At 52.9% G+C, this 25,989-nt stretch carries 25 protein-coding genes; 4 read left to right on the forward strand and 21 right to left on the reverse strand.

All coding sequences use genetic code 11. From position 1 onward, the window contains the following. Positions 1-7: 7 nt before the first annotated feature. The 16 genes from WMO45_RS01785 to WMO45_RS01860 all read right to left on the reverse strand — a co-directional run bounded on the left by WMO45_RS01785 (position 8) and on the right by WMO45_RS01860 (position 18,885). Positions 8-1,474, reverse strand: coding sequence for a sensor domain-containing diguanylate cyclase (locus WMO45_RS01785; RefSeq protein WP_349138934.1), 1,467 nt, complete (start codon positions 1,472-1,474; stop codon positions 8-10). A gap of 105 nt (positions 1,475-1,579) precedes the next feature. Then, positions 1,580-2,989, reverse strand: a complete 1,410-nt coding sequence (locus WMO45_RS01790) for an aminopeptidase (RefSeq protein ID WP_349138935.1) — start codon at positions 2,987-2,989, stop codon at positions 1,580-1,582. Between the two features lie 25 nt (positions 2,990-3,014). Continuing rightward, positions 3,015-3,614 carry a dephospho-CoA kinase gene (gene coaE / locus WMO45_RS01795; protein WP_349138936.1) on the reverse strand — a complete coding sequence of 200 codons (600 nt, stop codon included), beginning with the start codon at positions 3,612-3,614 and terminating at the stop codon, positions 3,015-3,017. A 176-nt stretch (positions 3,615-3,790) separates the two neighbouring features. Continuing rightward, positions 3,791-4,522, reverse strand: coding sequence for an anti-sigma-I factor RsgI family protein (locus WMO45_RS01800; protein WP_349138937.1), 732 nt, complete (start codon positions 4,520-4,522; stop codon positions 3,791-3,793). After that, the gene (locus tag WMO45_RS01805; RefSeq protein WP_349138938.1) at positions 4,515-4,997 is read right to left on the reverse strand and encodes an RNA polymerase sigma factor; all 483 of its coding nucleotides are present in this window, start codon (positions 4,995-4,997) and stop codon (positions 4,515-4,517) included. The genes WMO45_RS01800 and WMO45_RS01805 overlap by 8 nt, the downstream gene beginning before the upstream one ends. A gap of 42 nt (positions 4,998-5,039) precedes the next feature. Further along, a complete protein-coding gene (locus WMO45_RS01810) occupies positions 5,040-5,273 on the reverse strand; it encodes a hypothetical protein (protein WP_349138939.1) in 234 nt (77 codons plus the stop codon). A gap of 120 nt (positions 5,274-5,393) precedes the next feature. Further along, positions 5,394-6,410 (reverse strand): L-threonylcarbamoyladenylate synthase, encoded by a 1,017-nt coding sequence (locus WMO45_RS01815; RefSeq protein ID WP_349138940.1) that lies wholly within the window; start codon positions 6,408-6,410, stop codon positions 5,394-5,396. A 149-nt stretch (positions 6,411-6,559) separates the two neighbouring features. Continuing rightward, complete coding sequence (locus WMO45_RS01820) at positions 6,560-6,817, reverse strand: hypothetical protein (RefSeq protein WP_349138942.1); 258 nt, start codon at positions 6,815-6,817, stop codon at positions 6,560-6,562. Between the two features lie 42 nt (positions 6,818-6,859). Further along, positions 6,860-7,924 carry a peptide chain release factor 1 gene (gene prfA / locus WMO45_RS01825; protein WP_349138943.1) on the reverse strand — a complete coding sequence of 355 codons (1,065 nt, stop codon included), beginning with the start codon at positions 7,922-7,924 and terminating at the stop codon, positions 6,860-6,862. A 12-nt stretch (positions 7,925-7,936) separates the two neighbouring features. Then, positions 7,937-8,575: a YdcF family protein gene (locus WMO45_RS01830; protein ID WP_349138944.1), complete on the reverse strand. Its 639-nt coding sequence runs from the start codon at positions 8,573-8,575 to the stop codon at positions 7,937-7,939. Continuing rightward, positions 8,572-10,473 carry a ribosomal protection-like ABC-F family protein gene (gene abc-f, locus WMO45_RS01835; RefSeq protein WP_349138945.1) on the reverse strand — a complete coding sequence of 634 codons (1,902 nt, stop codon included), beginning with the start codon at positions 10,471-10,473 and terminating at the stop codon, positions 8,572-8,574. Before abc-f ends, WMO45_RS01830 begins: the two co-directional genes overlap by 4 nt. A 34-nt stretch (positions 10,474-10,507) precedes the next feature. Then, complete coding sequence (locus WMO45_RS01840) at positions 10,508-11,899, reverse strand: UDP-N-acetylmuramoyl-tripeptide--D-alanyl-D-alanine ligase (protein ID WP_349138946.1); 1,392 nt, start codon at positions 11,897-11,899, stop codon at positions 10,508-10,510. A gap of 13 nt (positions 11,900-11,912) precedes the next feature. Beyond that, a complete protein-coding gene (locus tag WMO45_RS01845) occupies positions 11,913-12,962 on the reverse strand; it encodes a D-alanine--D-alanine ligase family protein (RefSeq protein WP_349138947.1) in 1,050 nt (349 codons plus the stop codon). 525 nt (positions 12,963-13,487) lie between these two features. Next, complete coding sequence (carB, locus tag WMO45_RS01850; RefSeq protein WP_349138948.1) at positions 13,488-16,784, reverse strand: carbamoyl-phosphate synthase large subunit; 3,297 nt, start codon at positions 16,782-16,784, stop codon at positions 13,488-13,490. Continuing rightward, the gene (locus WMO45_RS01855; protein WP_349138949.1) at positions 16,777-17,868 is read right to left on the reverse strand and encodes a carbamoyl phosphate synthase small subunit; all 1,092 of its coding nucleotides are present in this window, start codon (positions 17,866-17,868) and stop codon (positions 16,777-16,779) included. The genes carB and WMO45_RS01855 overlap by 8 nt, the downstream gene beginning before the upstream one ends. Positions 17,869-18,048: 180 nt before the next feature. Continuing rightward, positions 18,049-18,885, reverse strand: coding sequence for a metallophosphoesterase (locus tag WMO45_RS01860; RefSeq protein WP_349138950.1), 837 nt, complete (start codon positions 18,883-18,885; stop codon positions 18,049-18,051). Between the two features lie 89 nt (positions 18,886-18,974). Between WMO45_RS01860 and WMO45_RS01865 the strand changes: the two genes are divergently transcribed. Both WMO45_RS01865 and WMO45_RS01870 read left to right on the forward strand, forming a co-directional pair. Further along, a complete protein-coding gene (locus tag WMO45_RS01865; RefSeq protein WP_349138951.1) occupies positions 18,975-19,652 on the forward strand; it encodes a DUF421 domain-containing protein in 678 nt (225 codons plus the stop codon). Further along, positions 19,652-20,032, forward strand: a complete 381-nt coding sequence (locus tag WMO45_RS01870) for a DUF4363 family protein (RefSeq protein ID WP_349138952.1) — start codon at positions 19,652-19,654, stop codon at positions 20,030-20,032. The genes WMO45_RS01865 and WMO45_RS01870 overlap by 1 nt, the downstream gene beginning before the upstream one ends. A 6-nt stretch (positions 20,033-20,038) precedes the next feature. Here WMO45_RS01870 and WMO45_RS01875 read toward each other — a convergent pair whose 3' ends face one another. Continuing rightward, on the reverse strand, positions 20,039-20,494 hold the full coding sequence (locus WMO45_RS01875; protein ID WP_349138953.1) for an AlbA family DNA-binding domain-containing protein: 456 nt from the start codon (positions 20,492-20,494) through the stop codon (positions 20,039-20,041). A gap of 128 nt (positions 20,495-20,622) precedes the next feature. On the opposite strand from WMO45_RS01875, the gene WMO45_RS01880 reads away from it, so the two are divergent. Both WMO45_RS01880 and WMO45_RS01885 read left to right on the forward strand, forming a co-directional pair. Beyond that, positions 20,623-21,018: a thioesterase family protein gene (locus WMO45_RS01880; protein WP_349138954.1), complete on the forward strand. Its 396-nt coding sequence runs from the start codon at positions 20,623-20,625 to the stop codon at positions 21,016-21,018. A 99-nt stretch (positions 21,019-21,117) separates the two neighbouring features. Continuing rightward, positions 21,118-21,699, forward strand: coding sequence for an HdeD family acid-resistance protein (locus WMO45_RS01885; protein WP_349138955.1), 582 nt, complete (start codon positions 21,118-21,120; stop codon positions 21,697-21,699). 29 nt (positions 21,700-21,728) lie between these two features. On the opposite strand, the gene WMO45_RS01890 is transcribed toward WMO45_RS01885, so the two are convergent. From WMO45_RS01890 to WMO45_RS01905, 4 genes are all read right to left on the reverse strand, one after another. Continuing rightward, entirely contained in the window at positions 21,729-22,388 is a 660-nt protein-coding gene (locus WMO45_RS01890) for a TIGR03936 family radical SAM-associated protein (RefSeq protein WP_349138956.1), read from the reverse strand. Beyond that, the gene (locus tag WMO45_RS01895) at positions 22,381-24,216 is read right to left on the reverse strand and encodes a TIGR03960 family B12-binding radical SAM protein (protein WP_349138957.1); all 1,836 of its coding nucleotides are present in this window, start codon (positions 24,214-24,216) and stop codon (positions 22,381-22,383) included. The genes WMO45_RS01890 and WMO45_RS01895 overlap by 8 nt, the downstream gene beginning before the upstream one ends. Positions 24,217-24,343: 127 nt before the next feature. Next, a complete protein-coding gene (locus tag WMO45_RS01900) occupies positions 24,344-25,465 on the reverse strand; it encodes an SLC13 family permease (RefSeq protein WP_349138958.1) in 1,122 nt (373 codons plus the stop codon). 138 nt (positions 25,466-25,603) lie between these two features. Then, positions 25,604-25,882: a DUF6514 family protein gene (locus WMO45_RS01905; protein WP_349138959.1), complete on the reverse strand. Its 279-nt coding sequence runs from the start codon at positions 25,880-25,882 to the stop codon at positions 25,604-25,606. Positions 25,883-25,989: the final 107 nt, after the last annotated feature.

The following is a 25,989-nucleotide window of genomic DNA, read 5'->3' on the forward strand; positions in this document are numbered from 1 at the left end:
TGAAAGACTAAACTTCCGTAGTGTTTTGACAGATTATCCAGGTACCTCTGCCGCATCCCTTTGCCTGATAAAGAGCTTGATCTGCCTGACGGTATAGCTGTGTAAAATTTGCTCCATGCTGTGGATGATAAGCTGCGCCGATACTGCATCCTGCTACGAGTCCGGGGGCTTCTGGTATGGTGATTTCCTGAAAGCACCTGCATACTCGCGTCATTTGACGTTCCACGGCGTGCAAGTCGCTAACATTTTTCATCAGGATCATAAATTCATCTCCGCCTACGCGGCCCAGAATATCATCGGCACGGAAAATACTTTTAAGGAGAGTTGCTGCTTGCTGGAGCGTGTGGTCACCTACACCATGTCCATAGGTATCATTGATCTGTTTAAAACCGTCCATATCCAGCATCAGCATAACCTGAACGCCTGTTTTTTCGCCACGTTCCAACCACTGTTCAATGGCCTGCTGAGTGCTTTCCTTGTTTAGGAGCGATGTAAGCGGATCCGTATTGGCCAGGTGCAACAATTCACGTCGGTCCTGCAGATAAAAGCGCAGAAGCACAAACAACAGTCCGGCTACAGCACCGAAAAATGCGATTATAAAAAAAGTCTCATATTGCAGGATAAAATGGTAGTTTTCCTGAGCGTCGTCTCTGGAAATGATATAGCAAACATTCCAGTCTTCGATACCAAGCGGTTCATATATCCAATAGGACTCTTCCTCTTGATAGCGAAACCGGCAACTGCCGGATACTCCATTTTTTAAGTTTGATTCCAACGACTCTTCCGTATCAGGGTATTCAAATTCTACGGAGGCACACAGCTCCTTTACATGTGTAGCAGAACCCTCCAAGACAACGCCTTCCGGTATAATGAGCGTCCCATTCCCGCTGATCAAAAAAGAGATGCCTTTTCCGCCATAGAGATCCGAAAACAGCATAGTACTGATACTTCTCAAATCATATGAACCGCCCAAAATGCCGATCACCTGGCCATCGGACCAGATAGGTACACTCAACACAACCCGTTCTTCTCCATTAAGCGAGCTGGAGAGTGGATCGCTCATGGAGTTTTTTCCTTGCATGCTTTGCTTGAAGTAGTCCCTCTCCCCTATTTGAGTCTCTGTGCCATCTGCCGTATGACCGACTCCATCTGGCGTACAGATCATAACACACTGAAAATCTCCCTGCTGTTCCACGGACTGCAACAAGGATAGACTATCTTCTCCTAAAAGATCCCCTGTATGGCTGATGTGATCGGCAAGATAACTCAAAGCAGTGAATTGGTTGTTGAGAATATACTGCAATTGATATGCTTGATGTCCTACACTGGTATGGAGGCTTTCCTCTGTATAATGCTCGGCCGCAGAATTCACACTGTAATAAAAGACGATCAGACAGGCGGATAAAAAGAGCAGAAAGGCTGCCAGCGTAGCAACATACCTGGTCTGTGTCAGGCGTTTTTTGTGATGTCTCACGCTGCCGCCTCCTCTCACAGATATAGAACAAGTATATCATAAAAAAGTTCGCAGTGCAAGAAAGCTCCCAAAGAATTCCATTCTTTGGGAGCTTTCTTTTTTATATTACTTAGCCTCGTAGACAGCTTTCATACCTTTGTAGGTCATGAAGCAGTCCAGTTTGGACACGGTCTCAAAGGGAGCATGCATGCTCAATACAGGGACTCCTGCATCCAGTGTGTCAATATCTCGCTCCGCCATATAGCAGGCTACAGTACCGCCGCCACCGGCATCCACCTTGCCCAGCTCAGCCATTTGCCATACGACACCGGCCTCATCCAAAACGCGACGGGCATAGGCAACCACTTCCGCAGAAGCGTCGGATGCACCCGATTTACCCCGGGCGCCGGTGTACTTACACAGGCCCATGCCATAGTTGACCCGGGCGCTGTTACGCTTTTCGTATACGTCAGCAAAATTGGGGTCAAAAGCCGCCGTCACATCTGCAGAGAGACAGAAGGACTTCTCATAGCAGCTTTTTAGCGGTACCCGCTGAGCGTCACACAAATCGCTCATGAAGGTATCAAAGGCTGCCGAACGCATGCCGGAAACACCCTCAGATCCGATTTCCTCTTTGTCCGCCAGCATACAGATTGCCGTTTTTTCCGGTACATCCAGAGCAAACAATGCGGCCAGAGCTGCAAAACTGCATACCCGGTCATCATGACCATAAGCGCCGATGAAGGAGCGGTCAAAGCCGATATCCACCGCACGGAATGCAGGTACTGCGCTCAACTCGGCAGAGATGAAATCCTCTTCCACAAGATTATACTTCTGGTTGAGCAGATCCAAGATTGCCAGCTTGACCCGATCACTGCCCTTGTCGTCCTTGAAAGGACGGCCACCAACCAGCAGATTCAGACTTTCACCAGGAATGGCCTCGCCCAGCGGCTTTTTGGACTGCTCGGAACCAAGGTGGGGCAGCAGATCATCAATCGTGAACTGCGGTTCACCAGCACCGGAGCCAATAGCAACTTTTATGGTCGAACCATCTTTGAGTGCAATGACACCATGCAGTTCCAGAGGGATGGTAACCCACTGATACTTACGGATACCTCCATAGTAATGGGTTTTGAGGAAGGCCAGCTCGGAATCTTCATAGAGCGGATTGGGCTTCAAATCCAGGCGGGGAGCATCAATATGGGCAGCGCCGATATTGACTCCTTCACTCAAAGGTTTAGAACCGACTACAGCCAGCATGACTGCTTTGCCGCGGTTTACTCGGTAGAGTTTATCACCCGGATTGACTGCCATGCCGCGGGTAAAAGGTTGGAAGCCATGGCTCTGAGCCAGACGAACCGTCTCATCTACACACTCGCGCTCGGTCTTGCCGGCATCCAGAAATTTTTTATAATCTTCACAGTAGGCCTTCATATCCGCCTCATCCTGTGCGCTCAAACGGTCATATCCGTTTTTGGGCTGATAGAACAGGGCCTCCCGCCGCAGTTCACCAGTGGTTTTCTGTTTTTCTTCCATATGATTTGCCTCCTCTAGTTCAATCTTAACCAAGTATGGTTTGAAACAGCGCATGTGCACGCACCTGAAATGATTCGGGCGTATCATCCGCTTGATTTTCTAATATATAGTCACAGTGAGCACGGAAAAAATCGTCTTCTTGTTGTGCCTCTACCCTTTGACGGGCATAGGCTTCTGAAATGCCCTCACGAGCCATAATCCGGCGAATCCGCACATCTTTGGGGGCTAAAATCCCCACAATGGTGTCGCAGCTTTTTCCTACGCCGCTCTCAATCAGTGCAATAGCGTCAATCGCCAGCGCGGTCCGCCCCTCCTGTGCAGCCAGTACAGACTGACGATCGATATCTTCCAGAATGAAGCGGTGAGTAATGGTATTTAAAGCGGACAGAGCAGTAGGATCAGCAAAGACCATACGTCCCAGTGCCTTTCGATCCACAGTACCGTCTGGAGCCAAGATCAGTCTGCCAAAACGTGCTACCAGAGCCTGGCGTAACGACGAACTGGAAGAGAGAAGGCGGTGATACACTGCGTCAGCATCTACAACATAGACGCCAAGGTCTGACAGTACGCTAAGTGCCGTGGTTTTACCAGCACCTGTGGGTCCAGTAATCCCGATGCGCTTCATAGGTCACCTCATCTCTCTAGTCCAGTATAGCATATCTTGCTACAGGTTTGTTATGGATTTGTAAATTTGTACATGGGCATTTATATACTATTGCTTAGTATACCACAAATCTATCTGCTTGGGGAGTTGTTTTTTATTTGTAAAAAGAGGACGGCGATACCGCCGTCCTCTTTGAATCAATGATGGTTTTGCCAACCGTGTTTTTGACCGTGACTGTGTGTGTTTGAACCATCGGAGACTGCCATGCCACTTAGCTCCTCAATCCGCTCTTGGATTTCCCGCATGGTCATGCCAGCCGCCTCTTCGGAGGTAAAGGTGGGATCCAGAGCCTGAAGATGCAAAAATGCCTGATATTTCCCAAAGGAGAGTCCCATGTGGTGGGCTTGCTCCAATGTATCCATATCACCATGGCAGCAGCGGACATTTTCACGCCCTGCTGTGCAGGCTTCGGCTTCCGCAAGAAGCCGATCGCTCTGAGTTTGACTTTTCCCCACTACAGTGATGGACAAAAGTGCGCCTTCTTCCATCTGCTGTGTCACGTTCTGATTGGATATGGCTTGTTCCAGTGCGGTCTGAAAGTCCAAAAACCGTAAATCCAGACTGTCTGCCAGTGCCTGACCATCTCCATTATAGGCGTCAACGGAAACCACTTTGTCAAACCGATTGATACCAAGTTCTAATGAAGGATTGATATCAATACTGACCACCGAAGTGGGGATAAAGTAGAGCCAGTAACCACCCGCCCCCACCAGAAGAATTGCAAGGCAGGCGGCAACGGCGGCCAGACGACGGATGTGAGTGGGACGATGCTTGGTATTTCTGGCCTGCAGCAGGAAGGCCAGTGTCTGCTCTTTTTGCTCCCGGCTGGCACGGATCTGATCGAAAGCTGCATAAAGTTTCTCATCCATTTCTGTCATCCCCTAGCATTTCTCTCAGCCGCTGTCTGGCCCGCGTCAGATGGGTGTAGATGGTATTTTTATTTTTGCCCAACAGTGCTCCGATTTCCGGTACGGTATAGCCCTCGTAGTAGTGGAGATACACCACGTCCCGATACCCTTGTGGCAGCGCCATCACGGCACTGAGCACCTCCCTGGCGTCGTCACTTATATTCGTAGCATAGGCGTTCAACGCCTCCAGCGGGACGGTCCGGTTGCGGAATACACTTTTGATTAGATCTTTACAGGCGTTTAATGTGACCCGAATGAACCAGGCTTTCTCATGTTCCGGGCTTTCGAATGCCTCGTGGCGCAGGAGATACTTCAGAAATACATTCTGAATGATGTCCTGGGTATCCGCCTCATTTTTTAAGTGGATCATGCACAGACGACGCACGGTATCCTCGTATTGCTCAATGGCTGCACGGAGCTCCTCTTCGCTGCGCATACCTTGCCTTCATCTCCCCTCCTGCGCCTCAGACGGACCATTTTACCAGCAGCTGCGATTATGCCGTCCATGGCCGCCGCTATGGCAGCCGGTTCCGCGATTGTCGCACATGCCATCGCCGTCAGCGTCCAGATACCGACACTGTATACCATGGTAGTCACAAATACCGTCGCCATTGGTATCCATGCAATGTTGTCTGCAGGCGGCAAATGCGGTGGTGACCCCCATGGACAACACCAGTGCAGTAAGGACGGTTCCAATCAAAATACGTTTCATATAAACCCCTCCGACTAAAAAATAGAGAATGCCCTGTAAGGACTTCACTAGAAATACGATCTGGCGCTGCCAATCCATTCACCATTGTAACATAAAAAAGACGGCGGGAGCCGCCGTCTTTTATTCTATATCTATTATATGAAATCCAGCCGCTTTGTTGAGCCGATTGGCCACTGCCAGACCGATACCGGTGGTATCGGGACATTGGGCCCAAATGTGCGTTGCTTCAGTCCCGTCAAACCAGCGTAATGCCTCAAAGACCCGCCTGGCCTGTTCCGGCACATCAGTGCTGGGCCCCAACTGTTCCAAAGGATAGCCGGCAAACAAAGGGGCATACTCGTCGAAGCAGATAACTCCATCGCCCGGTGCCAGATGGGCGCGGATATATTCCGCCGCTGCCGCTGGCGCACCCTTTACTACCGTTACAGGAGCCTTAGGGGCATAATGGCGATATTTCATACCAGGTGCTCTGGGATGTTCATCTTTTCCCATCAATCGAGTGACTGCAGGGTCCACTGCAACTTCACCAAGTACGTCACGCAGCTGCTCCAGCGTGATTCCTCCAGGACGCAGCAGCCGGGGAGGCTGTTCTGTCAGATCGATGATGGTGGACTCTACGCCCACAGAACAGGGTCCGCCATCCACGATACCATCGATTTTACCGTCCATATCCTCCAGCATATCCGCTGCGTTAGTGGGGCTGGGGCGGCCCGAAGTATTACCGGAAGGTGCTGCTACCGGTACATCGGCAGCGGCAATGATGGCTCTGCACACCGGATGGGCCGGGCAGCGCATCCCAACCGTATCTAAGCCGGCCGTTACCGCATCTGGCACTACAGGCTTACGACGGAGGATCATCGTCAGGGGACCAGGCCAGAATCGGTTGGCTAAAAGGTAAGCGGTATCCGGAATATCCGTGCAATACCGCTCCAGCCAGTCCGCACACGGCACATGGAGAATGAGAGGATTGTCCTGGGGTCTCCCTTTTGCCTGAAAGATATGCGACACCGCTTCCGAATTCAGCCCATTGGCGCCAAGTCCGTATACTGTTTCTGTTGGAATGCCCAACAGGCCGCCCCGGTGGAGGATTTCTGAAGCGGCGGCAATGTCATGAGATGAGAGTCGCTTTGTCTGCAATGTCCTCGCCTCGATCGTTAAAAATGACGGCTGCGCCGAACGCGCCGGGCAGACGTTCTCTGCACAACAGCCAGAATACCTGCCGCAGCCAGAGTTGCACCAGAAATAATCTGCAGGATACCAATGGCTTTTCGCATGGAAATTCCTCCTTATTCGTAAATGCCAACCGGAGTACCAGCCAGTTCAATGGTGGTATCCGGAGTGAACTGTGCTTTTTGCAGATAGTTTTTTACGGTCAGAATACCGTATTTGGGATTGACCTTCTCGTCCTCCAGCTCTAATTCGATGAAGCCTGCGCCTGAGCCGGTGAGCCAGCCGTCGTCCTCCAACAGATTGGCCAGGTCAGCCTTGACTGCATCCAAAGACAGACCCTCGGGAATGGCGGTATAGTGAATGATCAGTTCCATAGCGGTTTCTCCTTGTTGGTTTGATTGGGGAAATATATGATTTTATTCATCCTGAGCGTTCCGGAGTCGCTCAGCCTGGTCGGCTGTGATCAGGCTGTCAATGATCTCGTCCAGATTGCCGTTCATTACGCTTTCCAGTTGATAGAGCGTCAGCCCGATACGGTGGTCGGTCAACCGGCCCTGTGGGAAATTATAGGTACGGATACGTTCATTGCGCATGCCGGTGCCAACCTGACTGCGCCGCTCTGCGGTTACAGCGTCTGCCTGCTCCCGTACTTTCTCCTCATATAGCCGGGAACGCAGCAGTTGCATAGCCTTGTCCCGATTTTGAAACTGGCTGCGCTCCTGTTGACATTCTACCACAGTACCGGTTGGCTTATGGATAAGACGTACCGCGGAAGAGGTTTTGTTGATGTGCTGTCCACCTGCGCCGGAAGAGCGAAAGACCTGCATCTCAATATCTGCCGGGTTCAGTTCAAAATCTACCTCATCTACCTCGGGCAAAACTGCTACCGTGGCAGTGGAGGTGTGGATGCGTCCACCCGATTCCGTTTCCGGTACCCGCTGGACGCGGTGGACGCCACTTTCAAATTTGAGACGGGAATAGGCACCCTCTCCTTCTATTGTGAAGCAAATTTCCTTTACACCGCCCAATTCTGTTTCATTGACAGAATCGACCTCTACCTTCCAGCGACGGGTATCGGCATACATGGAATACATGCGGAACAGTGAGTGGGCAAACAGCGCCGCTTCTTCCCCACCTACACCAGCCCGGATCTCAACAATAACGTTCTTGCTGTCATTGGGGTCTTTGGGAAGCAGCAGCAGCTTGATTTTTTCCTCCAGGCAAACCAAGTCCTCCTTGGCCTGTGCATATTCTTCCTGGGCCAGCTCCTTCATTTCCGGCTCACTCATCAACGCTTCAGCGTCTGCCAGATCCTGTTGACGGCGCAGATAGGTCCGGTAGGCGGATACCACCGGCTCCAGTTCCTTCTGCTCCTTGTTAAGCCGACCTACAAGGGCAGGATCTCCATAGGTCTCAGGTGCACCCAAGCGGGCCTGTACATCTGCGTAATGCAAATCCAGTGCCCGGAGTTTTTCCATCATATCCAAGTTAAATCACCTGTCAACTATAAACGACTTTACCAACGCCAATGGCTCACGTATGTACATCTTCAGCCGGGAGGGTACGTGGGTACAGGGGGCGGCAAGTGTGGAAAGAGGATGAGTCTCTTTCTCCGCGGCCCGGTCCCAGAGCATACGGGCCCGAGTCAGATGGAAACCGCTGGAGACCAGCAAGACCGGTTCCTCCGGATCGACCCCTTCTTCGTCCAGCAGTGCCAGGGTATACTGGACATTCTGCCAGGTATTGTGAGACTGATCTTCCTGCCAGATACGTTCGGCTGCAATACCATGTTCTACCAGATAGTCATGCATGGCCTGAGCCTCAGTAGTGGGCTCGTCTGCTCCCTGGCCGCCGGAAACCACGATCTGGACGTCCGGATGGCTTTCCAGATAATCTAACGCCTTATCCAGCCGGTCCTGCAGCAGGATAGAAGGTCCCCACGGTTTTACCTGGCATCCCAAGATGACCATAATACCCGGATCACCCGTTATATGATCATAGGCGCCGTACATGACGGCACCAAAAAGCCCTCCAAAGGTTACCGCGCCAGCCAGCAGCAGTGCCAGCAAAACCTTCAGCCACAGTGGTTTCCGTCGTCCTTCATAGGGATGATAGGCACTTTTTTTTCTCACCCTCTGGCCTCCTCCAGTTCAGCTGCCAGAGTCTCCCACTTGGTATACAGTGCAGCAATTTCATCCTCCAGAGCCTTTTGTTCTTCATATACCTTTTGGAGCTCCAGATAATTGCTGGCTACTTCCTCTGCTTTCTGAGAGAGTTCGTATTGCCGCTCCTCGGCCTTTGCCACGGCGCGTTCGGCTGCCGCAACCTGTTTTTCAAGCTCCTTGGTACCACCGGTGCGCTTCGGTTTCTCTTTTTTGGGCTTTTCAGGCTCCGGTTTTGATGGGACCGCCGCCTGGAGTTTTCGCCGTTCCTGTGCGGCGCGGTACTCTTCGAAGGTGCCACGGAAATCCGTAATTTTGCCATCCTCCAGCATCCAGATGCGGGTTGCAAAGCGATTGATGAAATAGCGGTCGTGAGAGACAAAGAGCAAATTGCCCTCATAGCTCTCCACTGCCTCCTCAATCCACTCCCGGCTGGCTACATCCAAGTGGTTGGTAGGCTCATCCAAGACCAGCAGGTTGATTTTCTCATCCATCAGCATGCACAGACGCAGGCGGCTCTGCTCGCCGCCTGAAAGGGCGGATACCGGCTTAAATACGTCCTCCCCGCGGAAATTAAATGCCGCCAGGCGGTTGCGTGCAGTTTGAGTGGAACAGTTCTGATCGTAGATCATGGTGTCCACCAAATTGCGCTCCGGGTGAGAAAAATGGATAATTTGCGGCAAGTATCCAACCTTTACAGATGGCCCCATTCGGAGCTTTCCCGAATCTGGAGTCTCCTCGCCCAAGAGGATTTTGAGCAGTGTGGACTTGCCGGTACCATTGTCCCCCAGAAGGGCAATCCGTTCGCCGCCCACCACCTCCAGATTAACGTGATCGAACAGGGTACGCCCATCGAAGGATTTTTTCAACTCCTTGATGGTGAGCACTTCGTCGCCCCGGAACTCACGTTCGCCAAATTTGATATCCAGACGGCGCTCTTTGGTGGGCTTGTCCGTGGTGCGTAGCCGCTCGATTCGCTTCTCCATGGACTGCGCCCGTTTGAACGTTTTGTCGTTGCCGGAATAGGCCCAGATCCGCAGCTGTTCGGCAGCCGCCTGCAGCTGTTCGATTTTGGCCTGTTCCTTTTCGTATTGCTTGAGCCGTTCCTGATAGCGGCGCTCTTTTTCTACCACGTAGAAGCTGTAATTTCCCGCATAAAATTCTGCCTTGCCATCGTGGATCTCGATAACTCGCTTAACCACCCGGTCCAGAAACCAGCGGTCATGAGAGATGGCCAGTACAGTACCCTTATAGCGATCCAGATATTCCTCCAGCCATTCGGTGGCGCGAAGATCTAGGTGGTTGGTAGGCTCATCCAGCAGGAGAATATCCGTATCTTCCAAAATCAGCCGGGCCAGATTGACCCGCGTCTTCTCTCCCCCCGATAGGGAAGAAAAGAGTTGCCTGCGCATGTCCGCGGAGATCTCCAGACCATTGCATACCTTGTTCAGTTCCGTGGCCGTATCATATCCGCCGCCAGCCTCAAAGGCTGCGGACAGTGCGTCATACCGCCGCAGCAGGGCTGGATCTCCATCCTGCCCCATCTGCTCGCTCAGGCGGACCAATTCGGCCTCCATAGCATGGAGCTTGTCAAATGCGCTCTGGAGCACATCTTCTACCGTATAGTGGGGCGGATAGACCGGGATCTGAGAGATGAGGCCCACCCCTTTGCCAGAGGCTATCATAACCTCGCCCTCGTCCCAATCCAATTCGCCTGTTAGGATTTTGAACAGTGTAGTCTTACCTGCACCATTTTTACCCAACAGGCCTACCCGTTCCCCTTGGTCTACCTGAAAGGTCAACCCATCCAGTATTTTTTTACCTACCTCGAACTCCTTGGACAGGTTCGAGACGGAGATGTCAATCATCTTGGTCTACTCCTATAGTACACAGCTGAAGCAATCAGCTCTCTTTCGTAATCTTCAGAAGATAATCCACCAGTTCTTCCATCGCCATTCCACGGGAGGCCTTGACCAGAATAGTGGCATGAGGGCGTAGGATCCCCTCCAGAACAGGCTTAGCTTCTTCCTTAGTGGCGCAGTAATAGCACTCCTTCACATGGGTGGCTTTGGCTGCATCGTAGATGTGACGGGCCAGCTCGCCGACTGCCACCAGGCAGTCCACTCCGGCACGCCCAAGGTATTCGCCGACACCGGCATGGAGGGCAGGAGCCAGAGGGCCCAATTCAAACATATCGCCCAGTACGGCCGCCTTGTATTCTCCCCGGGCGCCAGAGAGCACTTCCACCGCGGCACGCATGGACTGAGGATTGGCGTTGTAAGTGTCATTCAGAATGGTGATATCGTCTGCCCGGTGCAGCAGGTTCATGCGCATCTTGGTAGGTGCGAAATGAAGCACTCCGTCGGCAATCTGTGCCCAATCCAGGCCAAAATGCTCCCCAACAGCGGTTGCCATCAGAGTGGGATAGATCATGTGATCACCCAAGGCGGGGATTTCCACTTGGAATTGTCCGTGAGGCGTTTCCACTTTACAAGTCATGCGGCTCTTGCCGTCACTCTCCAGATCAACAGCGCGGTAGTCCAGGCCTTCGCTCCCCCCTACCCGGACAAAACGGTAAGGTAATTTTGCGGGTAAAGTGTTGAGCAGCGGATCGTCCCCGTTGATGACCACAAAGGCATCTGATTTGGCATGATGAAAGATTTCGCTTTTGGCTTCCAGGATTTTTTCCCGCGAGCCAAAATGTTCAATGTGAGAGTCACCAATATTGGTCATAAGAACCACATCAGGTTCGACGATAGCGGAGAGATAATCGATCTCGCCGGCGTGATTCATGCCCAATTCCAGTACAGCAATTTCATGTTCATGGTTCAGGCGCAGTAAGGTCATGGGAACGCCGATTTCATTGTTCAGGTTCCCTTCCGTCTTGAGAACCTTATATTTTTCACCGAGTACTGCGGCTACCATATCCTTAGTAGTGGTCTTACCTACCGAACCAGTAAGCGCGACCACAGGAATGGGGAATTTCTTCTTATAATACTTTGCCAAGTCCCGGAGAGCTTTCTGAGTCGAATCCACTTTAATGTAGAACTTGCCGGGCAGATAGCTCTCACGTTCCCGCTGAGTAAAACAGCCGGCGGCTCCTCCCTCCAGGGCAGCATTAATGTAGGCGTGCCCGTCAAAGCGTTCTCCCACGAGAGGTACAAAGAGAGAACCGGCATGGATGGTACGGCTGTCTGTCTCCACCCGGCCTACCATACGGTTGATATCGCCAAATTCGCCCAGCAGTCGGCCTCCTACAGCCTGCATGATCTCGCGTATGCTCATCGGCTCCATTGTCGAACTCTCCTTACCTTCCCTGTTTTCGGGCCTCAAGTGAGGCATGTACAATACGCTGACACAGCTGGTTATAATCGATCCCGACCGCTGCTGCCTCCTGAGGCAGAAGACTGGTGGGTGTCATTCCAGGCAGAGTGTTGATCTCCAGGAACCAGGGTTCTCCGTCCTCGGTAAGGATAAAATCTGCCCGGGAATAGACGGACAGCCCCAGTGTCTCATAGACCCGCAATGCCGCCTGAGCGACCCGGCTTTCTTCCTCCGGAGTAATGGGAGCTGGACAGACCTCCAATGCGGCTCCGGGCTGGTACTTGTTTTCGTAATCGTAAAATCCCTGCTTGGGAATAATCTCAATGGAGGGCAGGGCCTTATCTTCCAGAATCCCGACCTGGATCTCGCGACCCTTCACATATTCCTCCAGTACAGTGCGGCCACCCAGCGCCAGCCCATCCGTCAATGCCTGCCGTAACTCCTCGGCGGTATGGGTAATGGATACCCCAATGGAAGAACCGCTGGCTACAGGTTTTACCACCAACGGTAGCCTGGCATGCTCCACAAGCGCATCGATGTCCTCAGCAGTGTAGTCCACTGTTTTCCAACCGGGAGTACTTACCACGTCGGCCACCATCCGCTTGGTCAGGTCTTTATCCATGGCAATGGCACTGCCCAGATAGCCCGCGCCGGTATAAGGGATGCCCATCAGTTCCAACGCAGCCTGGACCCGTCCATCCTCTCCGCAGCTGCCGTGGAGAGCCAGGAACACAATGTCCGCCATAGTGCACAGCTCCAGCACACCGGGCCCGAACAGGCTTGAGCCTCCACCTTTCCGACTGCGGCGGATCTCTTCCAGATCCGGCGCCTTACGGTCTACTTTTTTAAATTGTTCTGGGATAGGTGCGTCAAAAAATGACTCTGCCCGTAGTCCTTCTTCCACACCAAAGTACATATCCACCAAACCGGCCCGGTGCCCCAGAGCACGCAGAGCCTCCGTTACCATGGTCCCCGTGGAAAGAGATACGTTCCGCTCGGGGGAAAGTCCGCCCGCCAGCACTACGATCTTCATAATACACCTCAATAGTGAATTCATTACAATATGATATGCGCTAATTATATATTATAGCACGTTATTATGACAGACTCAACTGCATTCCACTAAATAACCTGTGTTTCACCCCAATACGGCACTTGAATCCTCCATACAGACTTTTCTGGTTTTGCGGCGGTTTTCGCTTGATAATTGCTTCCTTTACAGGATACAGTATATTCCATCTATATCATATTATAGTATAGCCGGGGAGGAAATTCATCATGAAGGTTAATGCAAGTACATATTCTATAACAAACTCGCGCCTAATGGGCCGTGTTACGGTCCGAGGGGTAGCTTGTGTGGGATGCCGACCACTCTCTCAAGCGGGCGGAACCATTGTGGACGCCCGGAACAGTGGACTGTTCCGGGTCCAGTTTGCTGATGGGACCCGCCGTTGGTATGCAGAGGACGAGCTTCTCTTTCATTCCGGGACGGTACATACCATATGAGTGTAAAAAAGCCGCAGGACAGATATCCTGCGGCTTTTTCGTATCAAGTGAATCAAATTGTGGTGATGTCCAGCGGATGCAGATCAGCGCTGCGCCCTTCGGTGCGGACTGTGAGCATGGCTTTGGCGGTATCAATGGCTGTGATACAAGCCACACTGTGTTCCACTGTAGAGCGGCGAATCTTAAAGCCGTCGGTATCGTGACGACGACCACGGGTAGGTGTATTGATCACCAGATCCACTGTGCCAGAGGCGATCATATCCTGAATGTTGGGATGAGCCTCAGAAACACGGGCTACCCACCGGGCCGGTATTCCGGCCTCGTTGAGGACCTTGCAGGTGCCGCTGGTGGCCAAAATTTCAATCCCCATATCTGCAAACCCTTTGGCGATCGCAACAATCTCAGCCTTATCTTCGTCCCGGACGGTAACGATAATGCGTCCGCCCTTCTTGGGGGCTTTCATATTGGCGCCCTTAAAGGCCTTGAGCAGCGCCTGAGGGAACGACTCGGCCAGTCCCAGGCACTCGCCGGTGGACTTCATCTCCGGGCCAAGGCCGGTATCTACGTCGGTGAGCTTTTCAAAAGAGAACACCGGCATCTTTACCGCATAATAGTGTGCTTCCGGATAGATTCCCGTGCCGTAGCCCAGATCCTTCAGCTTCTGACCCAGCATGACCTTTGTGGCCAGATCGATAACAGGCACGCCGGTGACCTTGGAGATATAAGGAATGGTACGAGAAGAGCGGGGATTCACCTCAATGACGTACACCGTATCCTCATAAATCACGAACTGGATGTTGACCAGACCCACTACTCCAAGAGCTTTGGACAGGTCGTAGGTGTATTTCAAGATGGTCTGCTTGTGTTTATCCGGGATGTGGATGGGCGGATAGACCGAAATACTGTCGCCGGAATGGACGCCAGCGCGCTCGATGTGCTCCATGATGCCGGGGATGAGCACGTCTTCCCCGTCGAAAACGCCGTCTACTTCCACCTCACGGCCCATCAGATATTTATCTACCAGAATGGGATGCTCCTGCTCCACCTGGTTGATGATGCGCATGAACTCGATGATATTGCGATCGTTGTAGGCAATCTCCATGCCCTGTCCGCCCAGCACGTAGGACGGACGCACTAGCACCGGGTAGCCCACCTCATGGGCAGCGGCAAGGGCCTGTTCAGTGGTAAACACCGTACGACCAGCCGCGCGGGGAATCCCACACTGGTTAAGAATCTCGTCAAAACGTTCCCGGTCCTCAGCAGCATCCACGCCGTCGGCAGGAGTACCAAGGATAGGTACACCCATATCGGTGAGAGCCTGGGCCAGTTTGATGGCGGTCTGACCACCGAACTGAACGACAGCGCCCCAGGGCTTTTCCTGCTCCACTACAGCTTCTACGTCCTCGGGCGTCAGAGGCTCAAAGTACAGCTTGTCCGCCACATCGAAGTCGGTGGAAACGGTCTCCGGGTTGTTGTTGATGATGATGGTCTCATACCCCAGGCGTTTAAATGCCCAGACAGAGTGAACCGAACAGTAATCGAACTCAATGCCCTGACCAATGCGGATGGGGCCGGAACCCAACACCAGAACTTTCTTCTTTTCGGTTACCGGAGCGGTCCGATGAGGCTGGGCCGTATTGGCGGCCAGATAGGGTGCGGCCGGAATGCCGGGAGCATAATCTCCTTCCTCCGGAAGGGACAGCGGCTGACCGGCTTCGTTCTCTGCGTCATAAGTGGAGTAATAATAGGGAGTCTGAGCTTCGAACTCAGCCGCGCAGGTATCCACCATTTTAAATGCCGGACGAATACCGAAAGACTCACGCAGAGCCTTGATCTCGTCCCGCTTCTTTCCGGAGAGCGCGGCGATCCAGGCATCGGAGAAGCCCATTTCTTTGGCCTGACGCAAAGTATCGGCATCCAGATGCCCGCGCTCAAGGGTATCTTCCATAGTTACGATGTTGTGGAAACGGTCCAGGAACCAAAGATCATACTTGGTGATCTTGTTGATCTTCTCAGGAGAGAAACCGCGGCGCAGAGCCTCAGCCACGACAAACAGACGCTGGTCGTCGATGTTTACCAGCCGGTCCTCGATCTCCTCGGTGTACAGCTGGTCCAGGCCGGGCAGGCGAAGAGACTTTACAGGCAGCTCCAGGGAGCGGATGGCCTTCATCAGTGCACCCTCAAAAGAATTGCCGATGGCCATGACCTCACCAGTGGCTTTCATCTGGGTGCCGAGCGTACGACTGGCAGTGGTGAACTTATCGAAAGGCAGGCGGGGGATCTTGAGCACACAGTAGTCCAGAGTAGGCTCAAAGCAAGCGGTGGTCTTCCCGGTCACAGCATTGGGGATTTCATCCAGAGTGTAGCCCAGAGCCACCTTGGCAGCCACCTTGGCAATGGGGTAACCGGTGGCCTTGGAAGCCAGAGCGGAGGAACGGCTGACACGGGGGTTGACCTCGATAACCGCGTACTCGAAGGAGTCCGGGTTCAGGGCCAGCTGTACGTTGCACCCGCCCTCGATCTCCAGTGCAGAGATAATCTCCAGAGAAGCCGAACGGAGCATCTGGTATTCCTTGTTGGCCAGAGTCTGGGTGGGAGCCACAACGATGGAGTCGCCGGTGTGGACACCCACAGGATCGATGTTCTCCATGGAGCAGATCTGAATGACGTTGCCCGCGGAGTCACGCATAACCTCGAACTCGATCTCCTTCCAGCCGGAGATGCACCGCTCGATCAGCACCTGCCCCACACGGGAGAGGTGGATGCCGCGGTCGGCGATCTCCCGCAGGGAGAGTTCATCGTATGCGATGCCGCCGCCGGTGCCGCCCAGAGTATAGGCCGGGCGGACAATGACGGGATACCCGATGCGCCCGGCAAAAGCCACCGCATCCTCCACGCTCTCCACCACGTCACTGGTAACGCAGGGCTGGCCAATGGCCTCCATAGCGTCCTTAAAGCCCTGACGATCCTCGGCCTTGCGGATAGATTCCGGGCTGGTGCCCAACAGGCGTACACCGTACTTCTGCAGGATACCCTGCTCATACAGATTCATGGCCAGATTCAGGCCGGTCTGGCCGCCCAGAGTGGGCAGAATAGAGTCAGGACGTTCCTTGGCAATAACCTGCTCCACACTGGCCAGATTCAGCGGCTCGATATACACATGGTCGGCGATGTCCTTGTCGGTCATGATGGTGGCGGGGTTGGAGTTGACCAGTACCACCTCCACGCCCTCTTCCTTCAGGGCACGGCAGGCCTGGGTCCCGGCGTAGTCGAACTCGGCTGCCTGGCCGATGACGATGGGACCGGAGCCCAGTACCAGTACTTTCTTAATCTGCGGATTCTTAGGCATGGGTCCGTCCTCCCTTCATGTTTTCAACAAAGCGGTCAAACAGATATTCCGTATCCATGGGACCAGGGGCGGCCTCCGGGTGGAATTGAACCGTAAAGCAGTTGGGGCGCTTATACTTCAGCCCCTCCACACTGCCCTCATTGACGTTTACGTGGGAAATCTCCGCCACAGCGGGGTCCACACTCTCCGCGGTGACCACATAGCCGTGGTTCTGGCTGGTGATATAGGCCCGGCCGTGTTCCAGATCCTTCACAGGGTGGTTGCCGCCCCGGTGTCCAAAACGCATCTTCCGGGTCTCGGCTCCGGTGGCCAGTGCCAGCAGCTGATGTCCCAGGCACACGGCAAACAGCGGCAGGTCGGAGTCATAGAGCTTGCGCACCTCGGCGATGATAGCCTGATTGTCTGCCGGGTCGCCCGGACCATTGGAGAGCATGACACCATCAAATCCACCGGTGAGAATGGTTTCTGCCGGGGTGTGGGCGGGATAGACCGTCACTTCACATCCGCGTTTTTGCAGGCAGCGGATCATATTCTCTTTCACGCCGTAATCCATCAGGGCCACCCGGAACTGCTGGTCGTTCAGGGCAGGATAAATCTCTACCTGTTTGCGGGTCACTCGCTCTACGGTGCCCTCTACCCGGTAGGCGTGAATCCGCTCCAGACACTCATCCACATAAAAATGCTCCGCACAGGTGATCATACCATTCATGGTCCCCTGACTGCGGAGTATACGGGTCAAGGCACGGGTATCCACGCCTTCAATCCCGGTAATATCATATTCTTTCAAATAGGAATCCAACCCGCCTTCGCAGCGGAAATTGCTGCCACGCCGGGTCATATGACGCACGATAAACGCCTCCGCCCAAGGACGGGACGATTCATTGTCCTCGTGATTAACACCATAATTTCCAATGAGGGGATAGCACATTACGATCCCCTGTCCTGCATAGGAGGGGTCGGTCAGGATCTCCTGGTATCCAGTCATAGAGGTGTTGAACACCATCTCGCATACACGATCTTTGGTGGAGCCAATGCTCTGCCCTTCAAACGTCATGCCATTTTCCAGGATCAAGGTCGCCTTCATCTTTTTTATCACGCCTTTCGTTCCTATATATCCGTTCAATTGTAACCGAAATCGGGCGTGCTGGCAACCTTTTTTTCTTCAATTTTTTAAAAATGTCGTTTTGTACAAAAAAGAACCAAAATGTGCCGCTTTTCTCCGGTAACGACCTCCAAAAGTCTAAAAAATAGAAAGATGTACTAATTATTTTTTTGCAGGCTCCACGTCTACAATCACAATTTCGGGCCGGTTAAACAGCCGAGGGATGCGAGTACTTTCTCGGGCGAGGCCGCGGCTGACGATCAAAACAGGACCTTGGTCTCCAAGTGTATACATCCCGCCCGCATACGAAGGAAAGAGCCCCTGGTTGGGGGCCAGAACTCCATTGATAAGACCGGGCACGCGCCACTGGCCACCATGGGCATGACCTGCCAGGATCAAGTCAAATTCTGTCTGCGCATAGGTTCCTACTCGCTCCGGCCGGTGGGTCAGCAGGACGGAAAAGAAGCCTTTACCGGTGCTTCCCTCTACGGCATCCAACTGCGTTTGCCAGGCCACTTCTCCAATGGAAGGATCGTCGATCCCGGCAATCGTAAAGACCTGCCCTCCAGCAGTCACATTCACGCTCTCCCCTTCCAACACGACTGCGCCACGGGTTCGAAGTGCCTGCTTGACTTCGTCTGAACGTCCGGTCCAGATCTCATGATTGCCGGTCACATAGTAGGTCGGCCATCTGTGGGCCAGGGCTTCTACCGTGTCCAGAGCCCGTTCTTCCGGCATGGCAGGATCATCGTCTACAATATCCCCGCATAACAGCACGACGTCCGGTGTCTGCTTTGCTACTGCCTCCAGCAGGTTACGCTGCCCCGGGCCGTATTTGCAGGCATGCAGATCGGTCAGCACCGCCAAACGTACCGGATCGGTTACCTTATCACTCTCTATACGATAGGTACGTACGGTCAAACGTGCATCGAGCCCCAGGCACAGCAGCAGGACTCCGGTGCCCAAAGCAACGCCAGTTATGATCGTTTTTTTCTTCATGTGTGGTTCTCCTTTTTGACTGTGTGAGGTATATCCACGCTTTGCGTGGTCATACTGAGAGATAAATCCGACGCTCAGGAGGTCCTTTCATGGTCATTGCGTTTCTGCGCACGATCCTTCTCTATGTCTTTATCATTGCCGGCATCCGCCTGATGGGCAAGCGACAAGTGGGAGAATTGGAACCATCTGAGCTGGTATTGGCCCTGCTCATTGCAGATCTGGCTGCAGTACCCATGCAGGATTTTGGAATTCCACTGCTTACAGGTATCATCCCTATACTCACACTGCTGTGTATCACCATGGCATTGTCAGTATTAACGATGAAGAGCGTCCGTTTTCGCGCTGTAGTCTGCGGCCGGCCCAGCATTATCGTGGAAAATGGGATCCTCCGTCAGCGGGAAATGCAAAAAAATCGATTTACAGTGGATGAACTAATGGAAGAACTGCGCATGAAGGGAATTACAGATATTTCCACTGTCAAGTATGCCATTCTGGAGACCAATGGTCAGATCTCGGTGCTTCCCTTTGCTGCACAACAGCCGGTTACGGCTCAACAGATGCAGATGCACCCCAAAGACCCCGGACTTCCTACTGTGATCATCAACGATGGTCGGGTTCTCACCCGCAACCTGCATCATCGGGGGCTGGATGATATCTGGCTGGACCGGCAGCTGAAACAGCACAACATCAAACGTACAGAAGATGTATTTCTGCTGACGGTAGACGAACAAAATCAGGTCTATTTAGCGGCAAAGGAGGAGAGCTGATGAAACGGCTGTGGGTCGCAGTGCTTCTGCTGGGGGCGGTATTTGGTGCCACACTGTGCAACACCGCTTATCTGCGCGGTTTTACCGGAGAATTGAATTCTCTTTTGGAGCAGGCGCAACGCCTGGCCGAGGCAGAAGACTGGCCCCGGGCGCTGGAGTTGACAGAGCAGGCGCTTCAGACTTGGAAGGCGCGGGACGTATATCTGCACGTATTGCTCCGCCATTCCGACACCGACCAGATCTATGCGTCCTTTTGTGAGGTGGAACAATATCTTACCTGCCGGGAAAGCGGGGAATATTCTGCGGCCAACGCCAGGCTGCTCACTCAGATCAGCCTGCTCAGCGAAGCAGAGCAGCTGACCCTGAAAAACGTGTTCTGATCCAGTTCAATGAGAACGACCGGCCAACATAGCATTGAGTTCGGCGCGGGTACAGTGGTAGTCCCCGTCCCCACTGCGCCGGTAGGATCCACGGACCATATCTCCACCGATGTATACCGGAAGTTGGTCTTGCTCCGCCGGAGGGACTGTAATAATCACTATGTCTCCATCTTCGGTATGAACTACCTGCACATCTTCTTCCTGCAGCAGGTCCGCACTAACCACTTTGGGATCCCTACGCATGGTATTGAACTCCTCTACCAATTCCCAGGGATCCAACAACCCCTGTACCCGCAGGGTGTGGTCCGGCAGTTCCTCTACACCGAGCAGAATAATTCCGCCGTACGAGTTGGCGAAAGCCGAATAGGTTTCCCAGATACTTTTAGGCAGGCCGCCGGTAGCCAGTTTGGCCTCCAGACGGTTGTTTTCCCGGTAGTGGCTGATCTGTGTCCAATCAAACATGGCAGAGCGCTCCTTTCCTTTTGCCTATTATAAAAAACACACTGCGGTTTGGCAAGAGTGTGACTCTTGCCTTTCCGCTTGACTTGTTGTAAAATGGGACCAATTTCCCGGTTGAAAGGAGCAATATCATGTCAATTACCGTTGGAAGCAAAGGACGAGCCGAGTGTGTGGTTACGCAGGAGACAACTGCTGCAGCTGTAGGCAGTGGACTGCTGCCCGTATTTGCCACGCCTCAGATGATTGCCTTGATGGAAGGGGCAGCTGTTGATGCTGTCCAGGCTGGTCTGGAGGAGGGGCAGGGCACCGTAGGGACCCATCTGGATGTCAGTCATGATGCGGCGACTCCCATTGGTATGCGGGTCTGGGCTGAGGCAGAACTTACCGCTGTGGAAGGCCGCAAACTCACCTTTGCTGTAACTGCCTTTGATGAGGCAGGCCCCATTGGCAAGGGTGTGCATGAACGGTTTATCATCCAGAACGATCGCTTCCTCAGTAAGACTGAGGCGAAAAAGGCTGCACAGTGATGGATCCCGCTCCTCTGGTTTGACGTTCTCGGTGTTCTGTCTAGTGACATTTTTCACCTGGTGGTATATACTGAGCCCGTCAAGAAAGGTGGTTGCGTTATGAAAGAATTCCTGCGCAATATGAAGATCAGCTTCATCCTGGCTGCGATACTTTACATTGTGCTGGGGCTGTTCCTTTTGCTCTGGCCGGATACGAGCATTACGGTAATCTGTTTATTCTTTGGTACGATCCTGCTCATTTACGGCCTGGTAACAGTCATCAGCTTCTTCCTGCGGGACAGCCGTCAGGGCAACTTTGTGTTGGAGCTGTTTCTTGGTATTGTGGCGGCTGCGATAGGACTGCTGTTTCTTATCCGGCCGGCAGTTGCGGCTTCTGTTCTGCCGATGATTGTGGGTCTGTTTGTACTGGTGGATGGCCTGATCAACCTCAAGCGTGCCATTGAATTGCGTGGACTTTTCTATCAGCGTTGGACGATCCCTCTAGTGCTTTCACTTTGTTCGGTAGCGTTGGGACTGATTGTGGTATTTCGGCCCTTCTTGGCAGCAGAAGCACTGGCCATGTTGATTGGCGCAGTGTTGATTTTTGAAGGAGTATCCGATCTGTGGACCATCTTTAAGGTTTCCCACTGGACGAAAGAATACCGCAAGCTGCATCCGGTAGACCCAATTGACTTTGAATAAAAAGAGACCCGCCTTCGGCGGGTCTCTTTTTATTCCCAAATCTCATAATTTTTATCCAACACAGCCCGACGGTGATATATTGCGTAGTCCGGTGCTGCATCGGGACAATGCTGCCGGATGGCAGAGACAATCAACTCTGGATTGAGACCAGGATTCTGCGCTTTGAGAATCAAATCCAGTGCAATGGTGTCTCTACGCTCTTCCACAGTAGCTTTGGCAATCAACGGAATCAGATCTACTTCTACTTGACCGCTCTTGGCCTTTTTGCTCCGCTTAGCCATGACAAGATGTTCGCGTCCCAGCAGTTCCTGAATGGCGCTTTCTGCACCAAAAGGGGCGCCAGCCTCATATTCCAGAGTGACGATGTAATTGACATAGCAAAGTTCCTTGGCTGGACGCACAGCTTCATAACAACGTTTGACCGTGATTCCCGCCGGAAGTACTGCATTCATTCGGTCTGGAACCTCTTCCAGAGGAGTATTCAGAACCTGACACTCCAACACCTCACACCCGCTGGAAAAGCCGACTGACAACGGTAAAGGGATGGATACAAAAGCGTGTGGATTAAAACCTTCCGTATGCTTGATCGGGATCCCGGCCCGGAGAAAAGAGCGCTGAAAGGTGCGCATTAGATCCAGGTGAGAAATAAATTTAGCGGTATCCGCTTTGCAAAACGCCAATCTATGCATCACATGTTCCTCCTGGATAGAGCTTATCCGCACCGCAGCCGGTACACTGTTTCCGGCAGTCAGGGGTAATTACGGCCTGATAGGCACGTTCCCGCTCACGCCAAAGGAAAGCGCGAGACACACCGGTAGAGGTTACACTCCAAGGAAGTACCTCGTCTTTGTCACGGGTGCGATTGGCGTAAAACGCCGGATCCAGACCGCACTCGGCAAACGCCGCCATCCAGCGATCAAAATCAAAGTATTCGCTCCAGGAGTCAAATTTCGCCCCGTGATGCCAGGCTGTCTCCAGTACCTCGGCTATACGGCGGTCCCCTCTGGAGAATACCGCTTCCAGAAAACTGGTCTCCGGGTCATGCCAGCTATAACGAATGGAACGGCCGCGCATGTGTTCCCGCAGCAATTTTACCCGACGCTTATACTCCTCCATTGCCACCTGCGGCTCCCACTGGAAAGCGGTGTGCGGCTTGGGGACAAAGCAGGCTGTGGACACGGTGATCGTTACACCACGCTTGGGGTTGGGCGTACACTCCCGCCAGGTTTGATAGACCTTTTCTGCCAGGTCCGCAATTCCCAGCACGTCTTCATCCGTTTCAGTGGGCAGACCGAGCATGAAATAAAGCTTCACACTGCTCCAACCGCCGGAAAACGCAGTCCGGCAGGAGCGCAGCAGATCTTCTTCCGTCACATTTTTGTTGATCGCATCCCGTAGGCGCTGAGTTCCGGCCTCCGGTGCAAAGGTGAGGCCGGACTTGCGTACATGCTGCACCCGCTCCATTAGTCCCAGAGAAAAATTGTCTGCCCGCAGCGAGGGAAGGGACAGCGAGACTTTATTGGGTTCACACCACTCAAGAAGTCCGTCACACAGTGATTCCAACGGCCGGTAGTCGCTGGTAGAAAGACTGGACAGGGTCATCTCCTGATATCCGGAATCCTTACATGCCTCGATTCCCTGCTGGATCAGCCGCTGAGGGTCCCGGGCACGGACAGGCCGATAGGCATAACCCGCCTGGCAGAAACGGCAGCCGCGGATACAGCCGCGAAACAGCTCCAACATCACCCGGTCATGGACAATCTCTGTGGAGGGCACAATGGTCTTGACCGGGAAATAGCTTTTATCAAAGTCCTGTACAATACGCTTGGTTACCACTGCCGGTGCAGGCTCCCGAGCGGTGATGGCAGCCAAGGTCCCGTCCTCGTGATAAGAGACATCGTACAGTGACGGTACGTAGACACCGGGAATTTGTGCGGCAACCTGTAAAAACTCCTCTTTGTCCCAGCATTCCTCTCTGGCTTTGCGGTAGGTCTGGATGATTTCCACACTGACATCCTCGCCTTCGCCCAGCACGAACAGATCCACAAAAGGAGCCAATGGCTCGGGATTGAACGCACAGGTGCCGCCGGCCACCACAATGGGAGAAAGACTGGTACGTTCTTCCGCACGCAGCGGAAGACCAGCCAGGTCCAGCATATTGAGCACGTTGGTATAGGCCATTTCATATCCCAGAGAAAAGCCGATCAGGTCAAAATCAGCAATGGAATCCCCGCTTTCCAGTCCGTAAAGCGGAATTCCCTCCCGGCGCATCTCTTCCTCCATGTCGCCCCAGGGGGCAAACACGCGCTCACACCAGACGCCTTCCATCTCGTTCATAACGCCGTAGAGGATGCGTATACCGAGATTGGACATACCAATCTCGTACGTATCCGGGAAACAGAGCGCATAGCGCACGTCTACTGCGTGCCGGTCCTTGACCACAGCGTTGTACTCTCCGCCGGTATACCGCGCCGGCTTTTGTACCCGCGGCAAGATGTGTTCCAAAGTACGATTCATGCCGAACCCTCTCTATATCCATCGATAGTATCCGAAAAACAGTAAATTATATTATACTATTTCATATACAGGCTGACAAGCCCTTTTTCTGAACATTTCCGGCTTAAAAAATTCCAAAAAATGGCTTTTACAGTAATGGGATGGCAGCGATACACAAAATGGCCAATGCCAGAGCGTTCGCTACAGTAAATGTCATCAAGTACTCCCCTGCCCGTGCTCCACTGGAACGGAGATAGATTTTAAGTGAAATTAGGCTTGCCAAAGAGGCAATGGGTGTACCCAACCCGCCCACGTTGACACCGATAAGCAGTCCCCGCCAATCGGCTGTAAATCCGGAGAGCAGGACAGCAGCTGGGACATTACTGATGACTTGGCTGGTCAGCAAAGAGGCCAGCGCGGTATTTTGGCTTACAACTGCGGAAAGTCCGCGCTGCAGAGGAGTGCAAGCTCCAATGTTGCCTGCGAAAAGGAAAAAGCAGATAAAGGTAGCCAACAAGCCATAGTCCACACGCCGAAACAGTGTGCGGTCAAACAGAATGAGTGCGGCCAGAACCACAACCAAAAGCGCTGGATAAGGGAATACACGGAAGACTGACAGCAGACACAACGCGAAAAGTCCCGCCATCAAACCGAGTCGTCCAGGACGGCGCAGCTGCGCCTGCTCTGGAAAGGAGACACTGATTCCCTCCGACTTTCCCCGCAAAGCGGCGATAGTCAGGCCAACCAGACTGACCAATACCAGCGGCAGCATTACACCAAAAAACTGCCCTGGAGTTAGACCATAATTGGCATACAGGTAAAGGTTTTGCGGGTTTCCTATGGGGGTAGCCATGCTGCCAAGGTTTGCTGCAATGGTCTGAAGTACAATAATGTAAATAAGACGGTCCCTTCGGCCGATCAAGCCAAGCACCAAAATGGAAAAGGGCACAAAGGAAATAAGTGCTACGTCGTTGGTGACCAGCATGGATACAAAAAAGGGAAGCAGGACCAGACAAAGCTCTACAAAATGCATCCGCCGTTCGCCAGAGAGCAGTTTCTGCGCCAGTACGGCAAATACACCACATTCTTGGAATCCTGCTACGACAGCCATCAGACAGAACAACAGGGAGATAACCCGCCAATCCACGTAGTTCAAGTAGGCCGCCGAAGGTGGATTGAGTAACATGGATAAGAGTGCACACACCGCTGCAATGCAAAAAACGGTTTCATGTTTCATCCAGTGTATTACAGCGCCGCATACCTGTTTCACAGACCTCTCCCCTTTTCTGGGAATGTAAAAAGCCACCCGGCGGGTGGCTTTTTGCATGTTGATATTGTCAGCCGATTGCCGCTTACAGTCTACTCGATTCTGCGGCATCGGTCAAGTCCTAACCACATGGCTATATGGTCAGGAACGTCGAAAATCGTCTACTACATCGGCAAGGTGGAGCGGGGAAAGACCCGCGCTGTTGCAGCATTCCACCAAACGGTTCACTTCATAAAAGTCAGTGGAAATCCGTTTTACACATACACCATTTCTGCCACGTATTCCATACATCTGCGGTCTGGATGCTTTGTCCAGGAACACGCGGTACATCATGTGATTCTGTCTCATACACACTCTCTCCTCAATCTCCCAGTTGCTGTTTTCCTGATAAAACGACCAGATTCTTCCTTTTTTTCGCATGTAGCAGTGCTATACTTCCATATGAAGACTGCGCCTCCTCATACCCCCTAACAGAAATTCTGTTTTTGTTATCATCTTATAACTTCGCAGGAAGAAGTCAATATAAA

It is taken from the genome of Flavonifractor hominis, assembly GCF_040095835.1.
Lineage (GTDB): Bacteria > Bacillota > Clostridia > Oscillospirales > Oscillospiraceae > Flavonifractor > Flavonifractor hominis.

What these genes read in the sequence shown, in the direction of transcription:
- WMO45_RS01790 (WP_349138935.1), bottom strand. Translation starts at nt 2,989, where the DNA reads ATGGAAGAAAAACAGAAAACCACTGGTGAACTGCGGCGGGAGGCCCTG.
- coaE (WP_349138936.1), bottom strand. Translation starts at nt 3,614, where the DNA reads ATGAAGCGCATCGGGATTACTGGACCCACAGGTGCTGGTAAAACCACG.
- WMO45_RS01800 (WP_349138937.1), bottom strand. Translation starts at nt 4,522, where the DNA reads ATGGATGAGAAACTTTATGCAGCTTTCGATCAGATCCGTGCCAGCCGG.
- WMO45_RS01805 (WP_349138938.1), bottom strand. Translation starts at nt 4,997, where the DNA reads ATGCGCAGCGAAGAGGAGCTCCGTGCAGCCATTGAGCAATACGAGGAT.
- WMO45_RS01810 (WP_349138939.1), bottom strand. Translation starts at nt 5,273, where the DNA reads ATGAAACGTATTTTGATTGGAACCGTCCTTACTGCACTGGTGTTGTCC.
- WMO45_RS01820 (WP_349138942.1), bottom strand. Translation starts at nt 6,817, where the DNA reads ATGGAACTGATCATTCACTATACCGCCATTCCCGAGGGTCTGTCTTTG.
- prfA (WP_349138943.1), bottom strand. Translation starts at nt 7,924, where the DNA reads ATGATGGAAAAACTCCGGGCACTGGATTTGCATTACGCAGATGTACAG.
- abc-f (WP_349138945.1), bottom strand. Translation starts at nt 10,473, where the DNA reads ATGATTGACATCTCCGTCTCGAACCTGTCCAAGGAGTTCGAGGTAGGT.
- WMO45_RS01840 (WP_349138946.1), bottom strand. Translation starts at nt 11,899, where the DNA reads ATGGAGCCGATGAGCATACGCGAGATCATGCAGGCTGTAGGAGGCCGA.
- WMO45_RS01845 (WP_349138947.1), bottom strand. Translation starts at nt 12,962, where the DNA reads ATGAAGATCGTAGTGCTGGCGGGCGGACTTTCCCCCGAGCGGAACGTA.
- carB (WP_349138948.1), bottom strand. Translation starts at nt 16,784, where the DNA reads ATGCCTAAGAATCCGCAGATTAAGAAAGTACTGGTACTGGGCTCCGGT.
- WMO45_RS01855 (WP_349138949.1), bottom strand. Translation starts at nt 17,868, where the DNA reads ATGAAGGCGACCTTGATCCTGGAAAATGGCATGACGTTTGAAGGGCAG.
- WMO45_RS01860 (WP_349138950.1), bottom strand. Translation starts at nt 18,885, where the DNA reads ATGAAGAAAAAAACGATCATAACTGGCGTTGCTTTGGGCACCGGAGTC.
- WMO45_RS01865 (WP_349138951.1), top strand. Translation starts at nt 18,975, where the DNA reads ATGGTCATTGCGTTTCTGCGCACGATCCTTCTCTATGTCTTTATCATT.
- WMO45_RS01870 (WP_349138952.1), top strand. Translation starts at nt 19,652, where the DNA reads ATGAAACGGCTGTGGGTCGCAGTGCTTCTGCTGGGGGCGGTATTTGGT.
- WMO45_RS01875 (WP_349138953.1), bottom strand. Translation starts at nt 20,494, where the DNA reads ATGTTTGATTGGACACAGATCAGCCACTACCGGGAAAACAACCGTCTG.
- WMO45_RS01880 (WP_349138954.1), top strand. Translation starts at nt 20,623, where the DNA reads ATGTCAATTACCGTTGGAAGCAAAGGACGAGCCGAGTGTGTGGTTACG.
- WMO45_RS01885 (WP_349138955.1), top strand. Translation starts at nt 21,118, where the DNA reads ATGAAAGAATTCCTGCGCAATATGAAGATCAGCTTCATCCTGGCTGCG.
- WMO45_RS01890 (WP_349138956.1), bottom strand. Translation starts at nt 22,388, where the DNA reads ATGCATAGATTGGCGTTTTGCAAAGCGGATACCGCTAAATTTATTTCT.
- WMO45_RS01895 (WP_349138957.1), bottom strand. Translation starts at nt 24,216, where the DNA reads ATGAATCGTACTTTGGAACACATCTTGCCGCGGGTACAAAAGCCGGCG.
- WMO45_RS01905 (WP_349138959.1), bottom strand. Translation starts at nt 25,882, where the DNA reads ATGCGAAAAAAAGGAAGAATCTGGTCGTTTTATCAGGAAAACAGCAAC.